The sequence below is a fragment of the Pseudomonas faucium genome (assembly GCF_021602585.1).
GTDB classification, from domain to species: domain Bacteria; phylum Pseudomonadota; class Gammaproteobacteria; order Pseudomonadales; family Pseudomonadaceae; genus Aquipseudomonas; species Aquipseudomonas faucium.
This window is the reverse complement of record NZ_BQIP01000001.1, coordinates 147,071-162,386: the sequence shown is the minus strand read 5'-3', so window position 1 is coordinate 162,386 and position 15,316 is coordinate 147,071. Positions and strand designations below refer to the sequence as shown.

The window sequence follows — 15,316 nt, the reverse complement described above, 5'->3', positions numbered from 1 at the left end:
AAGCACAACACTTAACCTAAAGAAGACGGAGAAACACCATGAAACCCTCGATGGCAATCAAGCCTCTGGTTTTCGCAATTGCTGCGGTCATGGCTGTTGCTGCACAAGCGGATCAGAACGACCGGCGTGGCCATGGCCACAACAATAACCACACACCACCGGCAAAGCAGATCTACACCACCGCCACTGCCAAGGCGACTGATACTCAGCGCAGCACTGGCAACAAGATCCTCAACGAAGGCACCGTCAACGAAGCTGAAATGAGCAGCTCCGGCACCGGCGCGAGCGGCAACGTGGGCGTCAACGTGGCGGCCGGTAACGGCAACCAGCAGGACAACGCCGCGGCCATTGCCAACACCGCGTCCGACAACGCCGCAATCGACAACAGCTTCGTCTTCGGCAACTCCGAAGCCACTGCAAGCGTCCGTCAAACCAGCAACAACAACATCGTCAAGAACTGGTCGACCCAGAGCTCTGCGGTCATGAGTGGCTCGGCTGACGGCAGCAGCGGCAACGTTGGCATCAACGTGGCCGGTGGCGACCTGAACCAACAGAAAAACACCATGGCCATTGCCAACAACAGTGCCGCCATTGGCAACTCCACTGCCACCGCCAGCGCCAATCAGAACGGGCCTGGCCTGACCGTGGAAAACCGCGCCGATCGTACCTACTCGCTCGATACCCTGAGCTTCACCACCACCTCGAGCGGTTCGTCCTCGCGTAGCGGCTCGTTCGATGCGAGCGTCGACAAGAGCTCGAGTTCGAGCTTCAGCGTGTCTGGCAACCAAAGCAGCAGCGCCAGCGGTTCGAAGAGCAGCAGCTCCAGCGGGTCTAGCAGCATGACCGCCAGCGGCTCGAACAGCAGCAGCGCCAGCGGCAGCAACAATAGCAGCGCCAATGGTTCGAACAACTGGGCTGCCAACGGTACGGCGAGCACTGACCACAGCTCCTCGTCGAGTGCTTCGGTGAACGCTTCGCTCGATGCCAGCGCCTCGGGCAGTGCGTCTTCGTCGCAAACCTTCGGCAACTTCACGCGTTCGCGCAGCGGCGACTTCGACGCCTCGCTCAATGCATCGCTCGATGCATCGATCGACAAGTCGCACCAGTCGTCCAGCAACTCGTCGTTCGACACGGCCTTCAACTCGTCCTACGACAAGGCCAACGCCTCCTCGTATGACCACAGCCGCGACTCTTCCTATGACAAGGCCCGTGATACTTCCTACGAGAAGGCTCACGATTCGGCATGGGAAAAAGCCAACGCTTCGGCCTTCGAGAAGTCTGGCGACAAAGCCTCGCAATCTTCGGACAGCATCTCGAAGAGCTACAACGAGGCCAACTCGTATGACCTGAGCAACACCGTGTCCTTCCAAGTGCTGACCCCGACCGGCTGGGCCAACCCTGTCACCAACACCGCAACCCTCAGTGGTTCGGTCAATGGCGGCAGCGGCAACCTGGGCGTGAACGTGGCATCCGGTGTGGGCAACCAGCAAAGCAACTCGCTGGCCATCTCCAACACCTCGATGTAACTGCTGTGGCCTGGAGGCCCCCTTCGGGGGGCCTTCTTTCAACCAAACCCGTTGGGGGCATCGAACATGCGCATTATCGCCTTGGCGTTCTTGCTGTGCATGGCCAGTGTGAGCGAAGCAGCCCAAATGCCGCTGTCCGTCCTGCCGGGCGGCGCGGTGATCTACAAGCCCGTGCAAAGCATCCGCGAGCGCAAGTTCGCTGACCTTGTGCAACAGAAAACCGACTTCAGTTGCGGCGCCGCGTCGCTGGCGACCATCCTGCGCCAGGCCTACTGGCTGGACGTGGACGAACAACACGTGATCGAGGGCATGCTGGCCAACGCCGACCAGGACCTGGTGCGTACCCAGGGCTTCTCGATGCTCGACATGAAGCGCTACGTGGAAAGCCTGGGCATGCGCGCCCGCGGCTACCGGGTAGCCGCCGACACCTTGCACAGCATCCGCATCCCGGTGGTGGTGCTGATGGATATCCGCGGCTACAAGCATTTCGTGGTGATGCAGAAGGTCGACCAGGGCTGGGTCTACATCGGCGACCCGGTGCTGGGCCACAAACGCTTCAAGCTCGATGATTTCGTCAAGGGCTGGAACGGCATCATCTTCGCCGTGATCGGCCAAGGGTACGACAAGTCCAACATCTTGCTCGACCCGCCCCTGCCACTGAGCGCCAAGAATCGCATCAACAACTTCACCCCGGTGAAGGATGCAGAGTTGATGGACTTCGGCTTCATCCAAAGCGACTTCTTCTAATGACAAGGGGCAAGACGCCCCGGGAGCATCCCATGAAGACTTCATGCTGGCTCGCAGTCCTTTGCCTGGCTGCCAGCCTGCCGACCCAGGCACAGACGTTCAAGCCCATCGAACTGAAGGATCAGGAGCTGGCCAACCTGCGGGGTCGCTACGTATTGCCCGGGCGCATCGTCAGCTTCGGCGTGGTCATGACCAGCACCTGGCAGAACGCCAATGGTGAAGTGATCGGCGCCACCTCCTCGATGCAGATCCAGCATTCGACCCTGCAGCCGCAGTTCTATGTGTCGATGATCAATGAAAAAGGCGCCGGCACCTCGCACAACCAGGCCCCGGGCACCGGCACCATCACCGGTGGCAGCGGCCTGAACAGCACCGAGGGCGTGACCCAGGTGGTGCGCGCCGCCGGCGACTACAACGCGGCCTACAACGATGTCGGCATCAATGTCACCAAGGGCAACGAGGCGCCGGCCACGCCGCCGCAAGGCCAGGCCCTGGCAGCCGGCCAGACCCTGACCGGCGCCAACGGCGCAGGCTCCTTGAGCGTTTCGGCCAACGGCACCGGGGTTCAGCTGGGCATCGTCGCCAACAACAACCAGGGCAGCAGCCTGCAGCGGCTGGCCCAGGGTGGGCTGATGCAGAACACCACCCTGCTCGGCGCGGGCAACCAGGTGCGCAACCTGACCGAGCTGAATGTGGTGCTGCGCGACAACCCCTCGGCCGCAGCGCCGATGAACGCCAATCTTGATCAGCTCAAAGGTCTTCGCAACGGCGGATACTGATCTACGCTCAGTCTCATCGAACAAGTAGTCAGAAGGGACGGCTAATCCATGCATCGTTTGTTTACGTTGAGAGCTATCGTTTGTTTGAGTACCTTGGCCCCGGCCACTTTGCTTCAAGCAGCAACCGACCCCCAGGTCGAAGCACTGAAACAAGAACTGATCGCGCTCAAAGAGCGCTACGAAGCCCAACAGAATGCATTGATGGTGCTGGAACAACGCCTTCGCCAGGTCGAGGAAGCCCCGGCGGCACCTGCGCCCAAGCGCTTGACCAAGTCGCCGGCCGAAGGCGTCAAGGGGGCGCAAACCGTGGCCTCCGGGGCCCCTGGCGCGACTGGCAGCTCCTATGGCCAGTCGCTCAAGGACGATTCGGAACCGGCGCAAAGCGTGTCCAACCTGTATGACGAGGCCAGCGGCTTCTTCGGCGGCGGCAAGTTCAGCGTCGAAACCGGTGTGACCTACACCCACTACGACACCCGCGCCCTGACCCTCAACGGTTTCCTGGCGCTCGATTCGATCTTCCTGGGCAACATCAACATCGACCGCATCAAGGCCGACAACTGGACGCTGGACCTGACCGCACGCTACAACGTCGACCAGCGCTGGCAATTCGATATAAACGTGCCCATCGTCTATCGCGAATCGACCTATTCCTCGGGCGGTGCCGGCGGTGCTGCCGGGGTGAGCTCCGATGGTACCGTCACCCGCGACCCGATGATCGGCGACGTCAACGTCGGCGTGGCCTACAAGTTCATCGACGAGTCGGAAAACTGGCCCGATGCCGTCGCCACCCTGCGGGTCAAGGCGCCTACCGGCAAGGACCCTTATGGCATCAAGCTGATCCAGGACCCGGGCAACGACAACCTGGCCATTCCTGAAGACCTGCCGACCGGTAACGGCGTCTGGGCCATCACCCCGGGCATCTCGCTGGTCAAGACCTTCGACCCGGCGGTGCTGTTCGGCAGCCTGTCGTACACCTACAACATGCAGGATTCGTTCAGCGACATCAGCCCCACGGTCAACACCAAGGTGCCGGGCGATGTGAAACTGGGCGACTCCTGGCAGATCGGCGGCGGTATCGCCTTTGCCCTGAACGAGAAGATGAGCATGTCGTTCTCGGTCACCGACCAGTTTGCCCGCAAGAGCAAGATCAAGCCTGACGGCGGTGACTGGCAGTCGATCACCAACAGCGACTACAACGCGGCCAACTTCAACATCGGCCTGACGTTTGCCGCCAGCAACAACCTCACCATCGTCCCCAACCTGGCCATCGGCCTGACCGACGATGCCCCGGACTTCTCCTTCAGCCTGAAATTCCCCTACTACTTCTGACTTGCCATGGCGCAACCCGGCCCCCCGCGCGGGCCGGGTTTTGGTAACCAACCTTGTAGCCGACCGCTTTCCTGACAGCGTGCTGTTATCATCGCCCACTGCGATATGACATCTTGAAGTCAATTAAGGAAAGTTTTCGTGAAGAACCTGCTTGGCCACCCGCACTCCCGGCTCGTCGCCCTGGCGACCCTGGTGCTGGTGATTCCACTGACTGCGCGCGCCCTGCTGGGCTGGTCCAACCCGCTTGGCTACCTGTCGGACCTGGCCTTGGGCAGCCTGCTGCTCGTGCTGCTGCACCGTCGCCCCGCGTGGCTGGCCCTGCCCGTGCTGCTGGCCTGGGCGGCGCTGTGGGTGGCCTCGGCCGAGCTGGTGAGCGCTGTCGGGCGGCTGCCGAACAGTGGTGACCTGGCGTACCTGATCGACCCCCAGTTCATGGAAAACTCCACCGGCGGCGGCCTTGCCCATGGCTGGCTGCCCTGGCTCATGGCCGGGGGGCTGCTGGCCTGCTGTCTCAGCGCCTGGAGCACCCGCGCCCAGCGGCCTGCCGCGCTGCCGCGCTGGGCCTTGTGCATCCCGGTGTTGCTGTTCGGCCTGCACTGGGGCAGCCAACAGCTTGCCCCTTCGGACGCCGACCAGTGGCGCCAATACAGCCTCTCCCACCAGCTGCTGTCGGCAGGCGTCAACGACCTGCAACGCCGCGCCGTGGCCTGGGGCGGCCAGGAACAACCGATCACCCCCTTGCCCAGTGCCGGCCTGACCCAGGCCGACCTGCATGGCCAGAAGCTGCTGGCTGGCCCCGGCAGCGCCCGCAACCTGCTGGTGATCACCCTCGAAGGCATCCCCGGTGCCTACCTGCGGCCCAACCGCCAGGCCCTGCACAGCCGCTTCGACGAAGAGCTCATGCCCAACCTCAGCCGCTGGGCCGAGCGGGGCATGAACACGCCGGACTACGTGCTGCACACCCACCAGACCATTCGCGGCCTGTACGCCATGCTCTGCGGCGACTACGACAAGCTCGCCAACGGTACGCCCAAAGGCATGGAGCTGCTGACCCAGCAGCAACGCAACCTGGCCTGCCTGCCGTCGCAGTTGCGCCAGGCCGGCTTCAGCACCCACTACCTGCAAGGCGCTGGCCTGCGCTTCATGGCCAAGGACCGGATCATGCCGCACATCGGCTTCGACTCGGTGCACGGCCTGGAGTGGTTCAGCAATGAAAACTACCTGGAATTCCCATGGGGCAAGGACGACCGGGCTTTCTTCGAAGGCGCCCTGGACTACGTCGGTCAATTGCGCCAGCAAGACCGCCCATGGATGCTCACCCTGCTGACCGTGGGCACCCACCAGCCGTATTCGGCGCCGGCGGATTACCTGGCGCGTTACGACACGGCCAAACAGGCAGCAGTGGCCTACCTGGACGATGCTGTGGGGGCGTTTCTCGACAACCTCGAGCGCCAAGGGGTGCTCAAGGACACCCTGGTGGTGGTGACTTCGGACGAATCCCACGGCATCGACGGGGTGCGCCTGGCCTCATCGTGGGGCTTCAACCTGCTCCTGGCCCCGGAGCAGGCGCAACTGCCCCACCTCAAGCAAGGCACCTACGGGCACATCGACCTGACCACGTCGCTGCTCGACTACTTTGCCCTGCCGATCCCGGTCGCCCTGGGCGGGCGCTCGTTGCTGCGCGATTACGACAGTGGGCGAGAGATGATTTCCTACACCAATGGCATGCTGCGCTACCACGATGGCCAAGGCGTGTTCACCGAGTGCGACTTCCAGCAACGCTGCCGCCGCTATGCCAGCCAGGGCTTCATTGCCGACCAGGCCCGCTACCTCGGCCCGGCAGAGCGCCAGGCCGGCCCACAGCTCAACGCCCTGGCCGGGGTGCTCGACCAGTCCCTGCTGCAAACCCCACTCAACCTGCGCTACCAGTTCGGCGGCCCTTCGGCCATCCCGCTGCAGGCACGCATTCACGATGACTGGGCAGACAACCTGATCGGCGCGCAGTACCTGGAAATGCCGGAAGGCTCGCACACGCGGGTGCGGGTCAAGGTACGCGCCCTCGACCGCCAGCATGTGGCCTATATCCAGCTCAAGGCCAAGGAGCTGGAGCAGGACGTGCCGCTGGGCCTGCCCGAAGAGATTCGGGTCACGGCCGATGAGCCGCTGGAGATGGAGTTCGGCTTCGACAACCCGACCCTGCGCAAGGCATTTTCCTTCCACTTGCTGGGGTATGGCGGTGGCGAGGTCGAGGTCAGCGACTTCAGCGTCATCACGGCACTGCCAGGTGAAGAAGAGACGATCGAGGAACTGTCGGACGGGCATATCGCCCAGTCGAGCTGATCGATCGGCCGCCTGGGGTCAGGTTCAGCGAATCTGGTGTTTGTGCAGCAGCCGATAGAATGTCGGCCGCGACACCCCCAGCACCTTCGCGGCAATGCTCAGGTTGTTGCTGTGCCTGTCGAGCACATCGCACAGCGCCTGGCGTTCCGCGCGATGCTTGTAGTCTTCCAGGGTACCCAGCGGGTGCTCCTCCTGCTCCAGCACGTGCAAGCCCAGGTCCTGGGCTTCGATCTGCCGCCCTTCGGCCAGCACCAGCCCCCGGCGTACCCGGTTGGCCAGTTCGCGGACGTTGCCCGGCCAGTTGTGCCGCCCCATGGCGGCCAGGGCGTGGTCGCTGAAGGTACGCGGCCGGCGGCCGGTCTCCAGGCTGTAGAAGTGCGAAAAATGGTTGGCCAGCATCGACAGGTCACCATGCCGGTCACGCAAGGGCGCTGTCACCACCTGCAAGACGTTTAGCCGGTAATACAGGTCTTCGCGAAAACGCCCTTGCTCGATGGCTTTTTCCAGGTCCACGTGGGTGGCGGCCAGCACCCTCACATCCACGGGAATCGGCTGGCTGCCACCGACCCTCTCGATGTGCTTTTCCTGCAGGAAACGCAGCAAGTTGGCCTGCAACTCCAGCGGTAGGTCGCCAATTTCGTCGAGAAATAGCGTGCCGCCATGGGCCGCCTCGATGCGCCCTGCCTTGCGCTGATGGGCGCCGGTGAAGGCGCCCTTTTCGTGCCCGAACAACTCGGACTGGATCAGGTGTTCGGGTATCGCCCCGCAATTGATGGCGATGAACGGCATCTCGCAGCGTTGTGACTGGCGGTGCAAGGTGCGCGCCACCAACTCCTTGCCAGTGCCGCTCTCGCCACGGATCAGCACCGGCGATTCGGTGGGCGCCAGTTTGCCGAGCAATTTGCGCAGCTCCAGAATCGGCCGGCTGTCACCCAGCAGTTCATCCTCCAGGCCATTGATCGGCACACTGCCCTTGCCGCGCAGGCGCGCCATGCCAAAGGCCCGCCCCAGGGTCACCAGCACGCGTGACACGTCGAATGGCAAGGTATGGAAGTCGAAGAACCACTCGCAGACGAAATCGCCGACGTTCTGCATGCGCAGTTGGTCGGCATCGAGCACCGCAATCCATTCGGTATTGCTGCGCTTGATCATGTCCTTGACTGCGTCGGGGTGGCGCAGGTGCGAGGCCTGCAGGCGCAACAGCCCAAGGTCGCAGCGGTGTTCCAGGGCCAGGTCCAGGCTACAGCTGTGGACATCCCAGCCCCCACTCTCCAAGCCTGGTAACAAACGGTGACAATCATCGCACGGGTCGACGATGAGCAAGCGACGAAGGGCGGCGGATTCGTGCATGACCGTTCCTTGGCGCCAATTTGTGGTTTTTTACGTGAAAACAGTAAGTTGCGGCGCCGTTTTAACAGTAGCAACGAACTTGACGGTGCCCACTACCGTCTGTCTGCCCGATGCTGCAGGCATGAAGCACGTTCGGAATTTTTCAATTTAATTGACGTCACACGCGGCGCCGGAAAATAAAAACGGTTCAAATCAAAAAAAATTATCAACGCTGTGTGACTCCACCCCTAACTTGGAGCATCAGTACGAATAACCCCGCACTGCAGATCGCGATACGCTGAAGCGACGTAGCAGTAACGCGGACCTTCATTACGCTGTTGGGACCATAGAGAGACCGAACCATGAATGCCCCGCTCCGTGTCAACGAAGCCCTGCTGATTGCCGACCACGCTTTCGAACCCTTCCAGTGCGTTGCCTGGGATGCGCCCAACGGTACGGGCGAGCTGAGCCTGGCGGTGATCGACCGGACCAGCACCCGCATCGGCAGCAAGCAAGTGTCGTCGTCTACCTATTCGGACCCGGCGCAATGGGCCAGCCTGATCGAGGAAGTGCGCGCCGAACTGTGCCAGAAAGGCTATGACCTGCAACCCTGGTCGATGCCCAAGTAATCGCCACGGTGCACCGGCAAGTGCGTGCCAGGCACGCACTTGTACAACTTCCAGCCTGCCGTCGAGGCAACTTTTTTAATGCGACATAGTGTCGCGCCACGCCCGCCTTTTACAACTCACCTTATTAACTTGAACTGTTCCAGATGCTGGTAATCGGCCTGCAGTTGTTCAGCTAATTGCTGTGCACGCCCCAAGCGAACTGGCGCCAATTCCATGTCTACCAATAAGGTGGCGCAAGGCATCGGGTGCAGCTCTCCCCAGCGTTGCAGGCGACCATCGGTAAAGATCAGGCAACGCTGAAGCTCCTGCGGATGGGCTTTGCGCCTGGCGTTCAACCAGCGGCGCGCCTGGTCGAGCGCCTCGATCAACGGCGTTCCCCCGCCCGCCCCCAGCGCCTGCAACCAGGGCTGCAGTGCGGCTGATGCCTTGAGCCCATGCCGTTGCCAATGCGGCGCACCACCGCTGGCGGTGAGCAGCGCCAGCCGGGCGCGCTGGCGATAGGCCTGGTCGAACAATTCGGCCAGCAGGCCTTTGCTCTGCGCCAATGCCTGATGGCGCCGGGTCGAGGCGGACGCGTCGACGATCACCAACCACAATTGCGCGGCCTGGCCCTGGCGCAGCTGCCAGCACAGGTCCTGGCGCTGGCGAGGGCGCCCTTTCAGCAGCGTCGGCAACCAGGCCACACGGCCCTTGCCCGACAGCTGGGCACGGCCACGGCTGGCGCCGTTCAGTTTGCCGACACGGGGCATGGCATCCGCCACCTTGTTGCCCGGTGGGCGGATGCTCAGGGCTTTTTTGCCCAGTTCGGCACCTCGCGCCGAGCACCGCTGCTGACCGGCTCTGCCGGCAGCGCGCCCCAATCGCCCTGCCCGCCTTGCTGCTGCGTTTCGCCGCGGGCGCTGGCAGGTGGCGTGGAATGGGCGGTGGGTTCTGGCAGCTGGCGGCGCCGGTGGCGCAGGGCGAATTCGGCCACCGCCTCCACATCGCCTTGCTCGATCGCCTCGCCGCCGCGCCAGGCGCAATGCGCACGCGCCGCACGCAGCCAGACCAGGTCGGCACGCAGGCCGTCGACACCGGCGGCATAGCAACGCTCGGTGATCCACGCCAGTGCCTGATCGTCGAGGGCAATCGCCGCCAGCGCCTGGCGCGCCGCCTGGCAGCGCTCGCGCAATTGCGCCTGGGCCGCAGCCCATTGCGCGCAGAACGCCTGTGGGTCGCTGTCGAACGCCAGGCGGCGACGAATGATCTGCTGACGCGCTTCAGGGGCCGGCAACCCTTCGAGCAGCACATTCAAGCCGAAACGGTCGAGCAATTGCGGGCGCAGCTCGCCTTCCTCGGGGTTCATGGTGCCGATCAGGACGAAACGGGCACTGTGCTGGTGCGAAATGCCATCGCGCTCGATGCGGTTGGTACCGCTGGCGGCCACGTCGAGCAGCAGGTCCACCAGGGTATCGGGCAGCAGGTTCACTTCATCGACATACAGCACGCCACCATCGGCCTGCGCCAGCACACCGGGGGAGAACTGCGCCTTGCCCTGCCCCAGCGCGGCGTCCAGGTCCAGCGTGCCGACCAGGCGCTCCTCGCTGGCGCCCAGCGGCAAGGTCACGAAAGGCCCCTCGCCGAGCAGGTCCGCCAGGCCGCGGGCCAAGGTGCTCTTGGCCATGCCGCGTGGTCCCTCGATCAGCACGCCGCCGATCTTCGGGTCGATGGCCGTCAGGCACAGCGCCAGCTTGAGCGCGTCGGCGCCGACCACCGCAGCCAGGGGAAATTGCACGGGTTCACTCATTTCAAGCCTGTTCCTCGCCATCGAGCAGTTGTTCCTCGAGCGCTTCGCGGTAGTCGCCCGGCTGCTCCCAGAGCCCGCGTTGCTGGGCCTCCAGCAACCGCTCGGTGAGGTCGCGCAGCGCCTCGGGGTTGTGCTCGCGCATGAAGTCGCGGGTCGCCGGGTCGAGCACGTAGGCATCGGCCAGCGACTGGTAATGATGATCGTCGATCAGGTGCGTGGTGGCGTCGAAGGCGAACAGGTTGTCGACCGTTGCCGCCAGCTCGAACGCGCCCTTGTAGCCATGGCGCTTGGCCCCGTCGATCCACTTGGGGTTCAGCGCCCGGGCACGAATCACCCGGTTCAGCTCTTCCTTGAGGGTGCGGATGCGCGGGCGGTCGACCTGGCTGTGGTCGCCGTGGTAACTGGCCACCGGCGCACCGGCCAAGGTTTCGGACGCCGCCAGCATGCCGCCCTGGAACTGGTAGTAATCGTTGGAATCGAGCAGGTCGTGCTCATGGTTGTCCTGGTTCTGCAGCACCGCCTGGACCTGGCCCAGGCGCCGGGCGAACTGCGCGCGCGCCGGGGTGCCGTCGTCGCTGCCGCCATAGGCATAGCCACCATGGTTGAGGTAGACCTCGGCCAGGTCGTCGCGGCTGTGCCACAGGCGGCCGTCGATAGCGTTCTGCACACCGGCGCCGTAGGCACCGGGCTTGGCGCCGAACACCCGCCAGCCGGCCTCGCGTGCCGCCTGCTCGGGCGCCACGCCAGATGCCTGCAAAGTTTCGCGCTCCTGACGCACGCGGGCGGCCAGGGGGTTGAGGTCGGCGGGCTCGTCCAGCGCCGCCACCGCTTGCACCGCCGCATCGAACAGGCGGATCAAGTTGCCGAAGGCGTCGCGGAAAAAGCCCGAGACGCGCAAAGTCACGTCCACCCGCGGGCGGTCGAGCAGGCTCAGCGGCAGGATCTCGAAGTCATCGACGCGCTGGCTACCAGTGGCCCATACCGGCCGCACCCCCATCAGCGCCATGGCCTGGGCGATGTCGTCGCCGCCGGTGCGCATGGTCGCCGTGCCCCACACCGACAGCCCGAGCTGGCGCAGGTGGTCGCCGTGGTCCTGCAGGTGCCGCTCGAGAATCAGGTTCGCCGAGGCGAAGCCCAGGCGCCAGGCCGTGGTGGTGGGCAGGTTGCGCACATCCACGGTGTAGAAGTTGCGCCCTGTGGGCAGCACATCGAGGCGGCCACGGCTGGGCGCGCCGCTGGGCCCGGCCGGCACGAAACGCCCCGCCAGGGCCGCCAGCAAGCCGTTGATCTCAGCCGGGCCGCAGGCGTCCAGGCTCGGCGCTACCTGCTCGCACAAGGCGCGCAGCACCGCCTGCACCGGCTGCCAGCAAGGCTCGTCGGGTAGCTGCAGGGTTGCGCCCAGGGCCTGCTCGATCAGCTGCAACGCCAGCAGCTCCAGGCGCTCGCGGGTATCCCCGCAGCTGCGCCATGGCTCGTCGCTGATGGCCTGCAAGGCTGCCGGCCGTGGGCCGGCCCAGGGCTGGCCGAGGTCGCAGTCGAGCGGATCGAAGCCCAGCGCCAACGCCTTGGCCAGTGCGCGCAGCAGGCTGGCATTGCCCTCGCGGCCATCACCGCGTTCCACCCGCAGCAACGCCAGCAAGGTATCGACCCGCAGCCGCGCCTGGGGCGACTGGCCGAACACATGCAGGCCATCGCGAATCTGCGATTCCTTCAGGTCGCACAGGTAGGTGTCCAGCCGTGGCAGCCACACCGCGGCGTCGTCCAGCTGGCCTTCCAGCTGCAGCTCGCGGTCGATGTGGTTGGCCTTGACCAGTTCGAGGATATCGCGCTGCAGCTCGCGGGCACGCCGTGGGTCGAGCAGCTGCGCTTCGTAGAACTCATCGGCCAATTGCTCCAGGTGGCGCAGCGGGCCGTAGGTTTCGGCGCGGGTCAGCGGTGGCATCAGGTGGTCGATGATCACTGCCTGGGTGCGGCGCTTGGCCTGGGCGCCCTCGCCCGGGTCATTGACGATGAACGGGTAGATGTTCGGCAGCGGGCCGAGCAAGGCGTCCGGCCAGCACGTGGCGGACAGGCCGACGCCCTTGCCGGGTAGCCACTCGAGGTTGCCGTGCTTGCCGACGTGGATCAGCGCATCGGCGGCATAGGCATGGCGCAGCCAGAAATGAAACGCCAGGTAGCCATGGGGCGGCACCAGATCCGGGTCGTGGTACACGGCGCTGGGGGCGACCTGGTAGCCCCGGGCCGGCTGGATACCGACGAAGGTCAGGCCATAGCGCAAGCCGGCCACCATCAGCCGGCCACTGCGGTACATCGGGTCCTGCTCGGGCGGGCCCCAGCGTTCGAGCACGGCCTGGCGGTTGGCCGCCGGCAGGCGCTCGAAGGCTTCTTTATAGTCGGGCAGGCTCAAGCTCTGCGCGCACGGGCGCTGGTCGAGGTGATCGAGGTCGTTGGTCACACCGCCGAGCAGCTGGTGAATCAGCTGGGTGCCGCTGTGCGGCAGCTCGCCCAGCGGGTAGCCCTCGGCTTTCATGGCCTTGAGTATGTTCAGCGCGGCCGCCGGGGTGTCCAGGCCCACGCCATTGCCGATGCGCCCGTCGCGGGTCGGGTAGTTGGCCAGCACCAGCGCCACGCGCTTCTGCCCATTGGGCAGGCGCGCCAGCTCCACCCAGCGTCGCGCCAGTTCGGCGACGAAGTCCATTCGCTCGGGGTGGGCCCGGTAGCAGACCACATCGGACTGGCTGCGCTCGCTGCGCCAGGCCATGTCCTTGAAGCTGACTGGCCGGGTGATGATGCGCCCGTCCAGCTCCGGCAAGGCAATGTGCATGGCCAGGTCGCGGGCGCCCAGGCCCTGCTCGCTGGCCTCCCAGGCTGGCTGGTTGTCTTGCGCGCAGATCGCCTGCAGCACCGCGATGTCCCGGCGAAACGGGCGCAGGTTGGGGCGCTCCGGGCTGGACATGGCGAACCCGGTGGTATTGATCAGAACCTCGGCGCCCACGTCGTCCAGCCACTGCTCCACCTGCTCCAGGCAGGCGCTTTCCTTGAGGCTGGCGACCGCAATCGGCAGCGGGTTGAGCCCGGCCGCCTGCAGGCGCTGGCAGAACACATCGATGAAGGCGGTGTTGGCGGCCTGCAGGTGCGAGCGGTAGAACAACAGCGGCGCCACCGGGTAGTCGGGGTGCCACTGGCTGTACCAGGCATCGGGCGTGGCGCTGGCCTGGCTGGGGTGATACACCGAGGTGCGCGGCAAGGGTTGCGGCTCGCCCCAGGTGTAGTCACGCCCAAGCCATTGGCTGGCCAGGCAGTTGAACAGGTTGAGGGCATTGGCCTTGCCGCCCTGGCGCAGGTAGTGCCAGAGGCGCTGGGCTGCGTCGCCGGTTACCGTGCCCAGGTCGGTCAGCTCCGGGTCCGGGCGGTCATCGCCCGGCACCAGGATCAACTGCACGCCACGGGCAGCCAGTGCCACCAACTGCTCGACGCCATAGCGCCAATAGCCGACGCCGCCGTGCAACGACACCAGGATGACCTTGGCGTGGCGCAGCACCTCGTCTACATAAAGGTCGACCGAGGCATGGTTCTGCACCTGCATCGGGTTGGCCAGGCGCAGGCTGGGGAAATCATCGGGCAGTTGCTCGGCGGTTTCGGCGAGCAATGCCAGGTGCGAGTCGCCGCTGCAGAGGATCACCAGCTCGGCGGGTGTCTGGCCAAGGTCGGCAATGCTGTCGTCCGGCACGAAGCCGCCGGGCTGGGTCCGCAGCAGGTGCATGGGTCAGGCGCCCAGGGCCTGGCGCAGGCGCGCTTCCAGTTGCACGGCATCGAGGTCCTGGCCGATCAGCACCAGGCGCGTGATGCGCGGCTCGTCGGCACGCCAGGCGCGGTCGAAGTGCTTGTCGAAACGGGTACCCACGCCCTGCACCAGCAGGCGCATCGGCTTGCCGGGGATGGCGGCAAAGCCCTTGGCACGCAGGATGCCGAACTCCACCACCAGTTGCGTCAGGGCGTCGAGCAGCAGGCTTTCGTCAGCTTCGGGCAGGTCGATGGAGATGGAGTCGAAGGCGTCGTGGTCATGGTCGTCATGATCGTCGCCGTCATGGTGCGAATCGTGGTGCGTGCGGCGGCCGTCGATGTGCTCCTCGGACTCGGCGCCCAGGCCCAGCAACACGTCCAGTGGCAGGCGGCCGCTGCTGGCCTCGATCACCTTGACCGCAGGCGGCAGCTCTGCGGCCACTTCGGCGCGCACCTTGGCCAGGCCTTCGGCATCGATCAGGTCGGCCTTGTTCAGCACCACCAGGTCGGCGCTGGCCAACTGGTCGGCGAACAGCTCGTGCAGTGGCGATTCGTGGTCCAGGTTGGGGTCGAGCTTACGCTGCGCGTCGACCTGGTCCGGGTAGGCGGCAAAGGTGCCGGCAGCCACGGCCGGGCTGTCGACCACGGTGATCACCGCATCGACGGTGCAGGCAGTGCGGATTTCTGGCCACTGGAAAGCTTGAACCAAAGGCTTGGGCAAGGCCAGGCCGCTGGTTTCGATGAGGATGTGGTCGAGGTCGCCACGGCGGGCCACCAGCTCGCGCATGACCGGGAAGAATTCCTCCTGCACCGTGCAGCACAGGCAGCCGTTGGCCAACTCGTAGACGCGGCCGCTGGCCTCTTCTTCACTGCAGCCGATGCTGCATTGCTTGAGAATCTCGCCGTCGATGCCGAGTTCGCCGAACTCGTTGACGATGACCGCGATGCGCCGGCCCTGGGCATTGTCGAGCATGTGCCGCAGCAAGGTGGTCTTGCCCGAGCCGAGGAAGCCGGTGACGATGGTGACGGGGAGCTTGGCCAGTGTTTTCATGTCGCGTTGCCCTTGGC

Annotated in this window: 11 protein-coding genes; 6 read left to right on the top strand and 5 right to left on the bottom strand. The window is 65.0% G+C overall.

Annotation, left to right across the window (positions count from 1 at the left end):
- Window positions 1-38 precede the first annotated feature (38 nt).
- From L6D75_RS00730 to L6D75_RS00710, 5 genes are all read left to right on the top strand, one after another.
- Complete coding sequence (locus tag L6D75_RS00730) at window positions 39-1,526, top strand: heme utilization protein (protein WP_236193319.1); 1,488 nt, start codon at window positions 39-41, stop codon at window positions 1,524-1,526.
- A gap of 66 nt (window positions 1,527-1,592) precedes the next feature.
- A complete protein-coding gene (locus tag L6D75_RS00725; protein WP_176510826.1) occupies window positions 1,593-2,273 on the top strand; it encodes a C39 family peptidase in 681 nt (226 codons plus the stop codon).
- A 32-nt stretch (window positions 2,274-2,305) separates the two neighbouring features.
- Window positions 2,306-3,052 (top strand): hypothetical protein, encoded by a 747-nt coding sequence (locus L6D75_RS00720; protein ID WP_176510825.1) that lies wholly within the window; start codon window positions 2,306-2,308, stop codon window positions 3,050-3,052.
- Between the two features lie 48 nt (window positions 3,053-3,100).
- Entirely contained in the window at window positions 3,101-4,381 is a 1,281-nt protein-coding gene (locus L6D75_RS00715) for a coiled-coil domain-containing protein (protein ID WP_176510824.1), read from the top strand.
- A gap of 138 nt (window positions 4,382-4,519) precedes the next feature.
- The gene (locus L6D75_RS00710) at window positions 4,520-6,721 is read left to right on the top strand and encodes an LTA synthase family protein (protein ID WP_176510823.1); all 2,202 of its coding nucleotides are present in this window, start codon (window positions 4,520-4,522) and stop codon (window positions 6,719-6,721) included.
- A 24-nt stretch (window positions 6,722-6,745) separates the two neighbouring features.
- Here the strand turns inward: L6D75_RS00710 and L6D75_RS00705 are convergent, their stop codons facing one another.
- Complete coding sequence (locus L6D75_RS00705; RefSeq protein ID WP_176510822.1) at window positions 6,746-8,071, bottom strand: sigma-54 dependent transcriptional regulator; 1,326 nt, start codon at window positions 8,069-8,071, stop codon at window positions 6,746-6,748.
- 341 nt (window positions 8,072-8,412) lie between these two features.
- Here L6D75_RS00705 and L6D75_RS00700 point away from each other — a divergent pair, with 341 nt between their 5' ends.
- Entirely contained in the window at window positions 8,413-8,679 is a 267-nt protein-coding gene (locus L6D75_RS00700; protein ID WP_176510821.1) for a hypothetical protein, read from the top strand.
- A 116-nt stretch (window positions 8,680-8,795) separates the two neighbouring features.
- Here L6D75_RS00700 and L6D75_RS00695 read toward each other — a convergent pair whose 3' ends face one another.
- Genes L6D75_RS00695 through cobW form a run of 4 tightly spaced genes read right to left on the bottom strand, consistent with a single transcriptional unit; the run spans window position 8,796 to window position 15,299 of the window.
- Window positions 8,796-9,428, bottom strand: a complete 633-nt coding sequence (locus L6D75_RS00695) for a vWA domain-containing protein (protein WP_176510820.1) — start codon at window positions 9,426-9,428, stop codon at window positions 8,796-8,798.
- A 35-nt stretch (window positions 9,429-9,463) separates the two neighbouring features.
- Window positions 9,464-10,465 carry a magnesium chelatase ATPase subunit I gene (locus tag L6D75_RS00690; protein ID WP_176510819.1) on the bottom strand — a complete coding sequence of 334 codons (1,002 nt, stop codon included), beginning with the start codon at window positions 10,463-10,465 and terminating at the stop codon, window positions 9,464-9,466.
- 1 nt (window position 10,466) lies between these two features.
- The gene (gene cobN / locus L6D75_RS00685) at window positions 10,467-14,228 is read right to left on the bottom strand and encodes a cobaltochelatase subunit CobN (RefSeq protein ID WP_176510818.1); all 3,762 of its coding nucleotides are present in this window, start codon (window positions 14,226-14,228) and stop codon (window positions 10,467-10,469) included.
- A gap of 3 nt (window positions 14,229-14,231) precedes the next feature.
- Window positions 14,232-15,299 carry a cobalamin biosynthesis protein CobW gene (cobW, locus tag L6D75_RS00680; RefSeq protein ID WP_176510817.1) on the bottom strand — a complete coding sequence of 356 codons (1,068 nt, stop codon included), beginning with the start codon at window positions 15,297-15,299 and terminating at the stop codon, window positions 14,232-14,234.
- Window positions 15,300-15,316: the final 17 nt, after the last annotated feature.

Coding starts and splice junctions, on each gene's coding strand:
- L6D75_RS00695 (WP_176510820.1), bottom strand. CDS start 9,428: ATGCCCCGTGTCGGCAAACTGAACGGCGCCAGCCGTGGCCGTGCCCAG.
- cobN (WP_176510818.1), bottom strand. CDS start 14,228: ATGCACCTGCTGCGGACCCAGCCCGGCGGCTTCGTGCCGGACGACAGC.
- L6D75_RS00720 (WP_176510825.1), top strand. CDS start 2,306: ATGAAGACTTCATGCTGGCTCGCAGTCCTTTGCCTGGCTGCCAGCCTG.
- L6D75_RS00730 (WP_236193319.1), top strand. CDS start 39: ATGAAACCCTCGATGGCAATCAAGCCTCTGGTTTTCGCAATTGCTGCG.
- L6D75_RS00700 (WP_176510821.1), top strand. CDS start 8,413: ATGAATGCCCCGCTCCGTGTCAACGAAGCCCTGCTGATTGCCGACCAC.
- L6D75_RS00705 (WP_176510822.1), bottom strand. CDS start 8,071: ATGCACGAATCCGCCGCCCTTCGTCGCTTGCTCATCGTCGACCCGTGC.
- cobW (WP_176510817.1), bottom strand. CDS start 15,299: ATGAAAACACTGGCCAAGCTCCCCGTCACCATCGTCACCGGCTTCCTC.
- L6D75_RS00725 (WP_176510826.1), top strand. CDS start 1,593: ATGCGCATTATCGCCTTGGCGTTCTTGCTGTGCATGGCCAGTGTGAGC.
- L6D75_RS00715 (WP_176510824.1), top strand. CDS start 3,101: ATGCATCGTTTGTTTACGTTGAGAGCTATCGTTTGTTTGAGTACCTTG.
- L6D75_RS00690 (WP_176510819.1), bottom strand. CDS start 10,465: ATGAGTGAACCCGTGCAATTTCCCCTGGCTGCGGTGGTCGGCGCCGAC.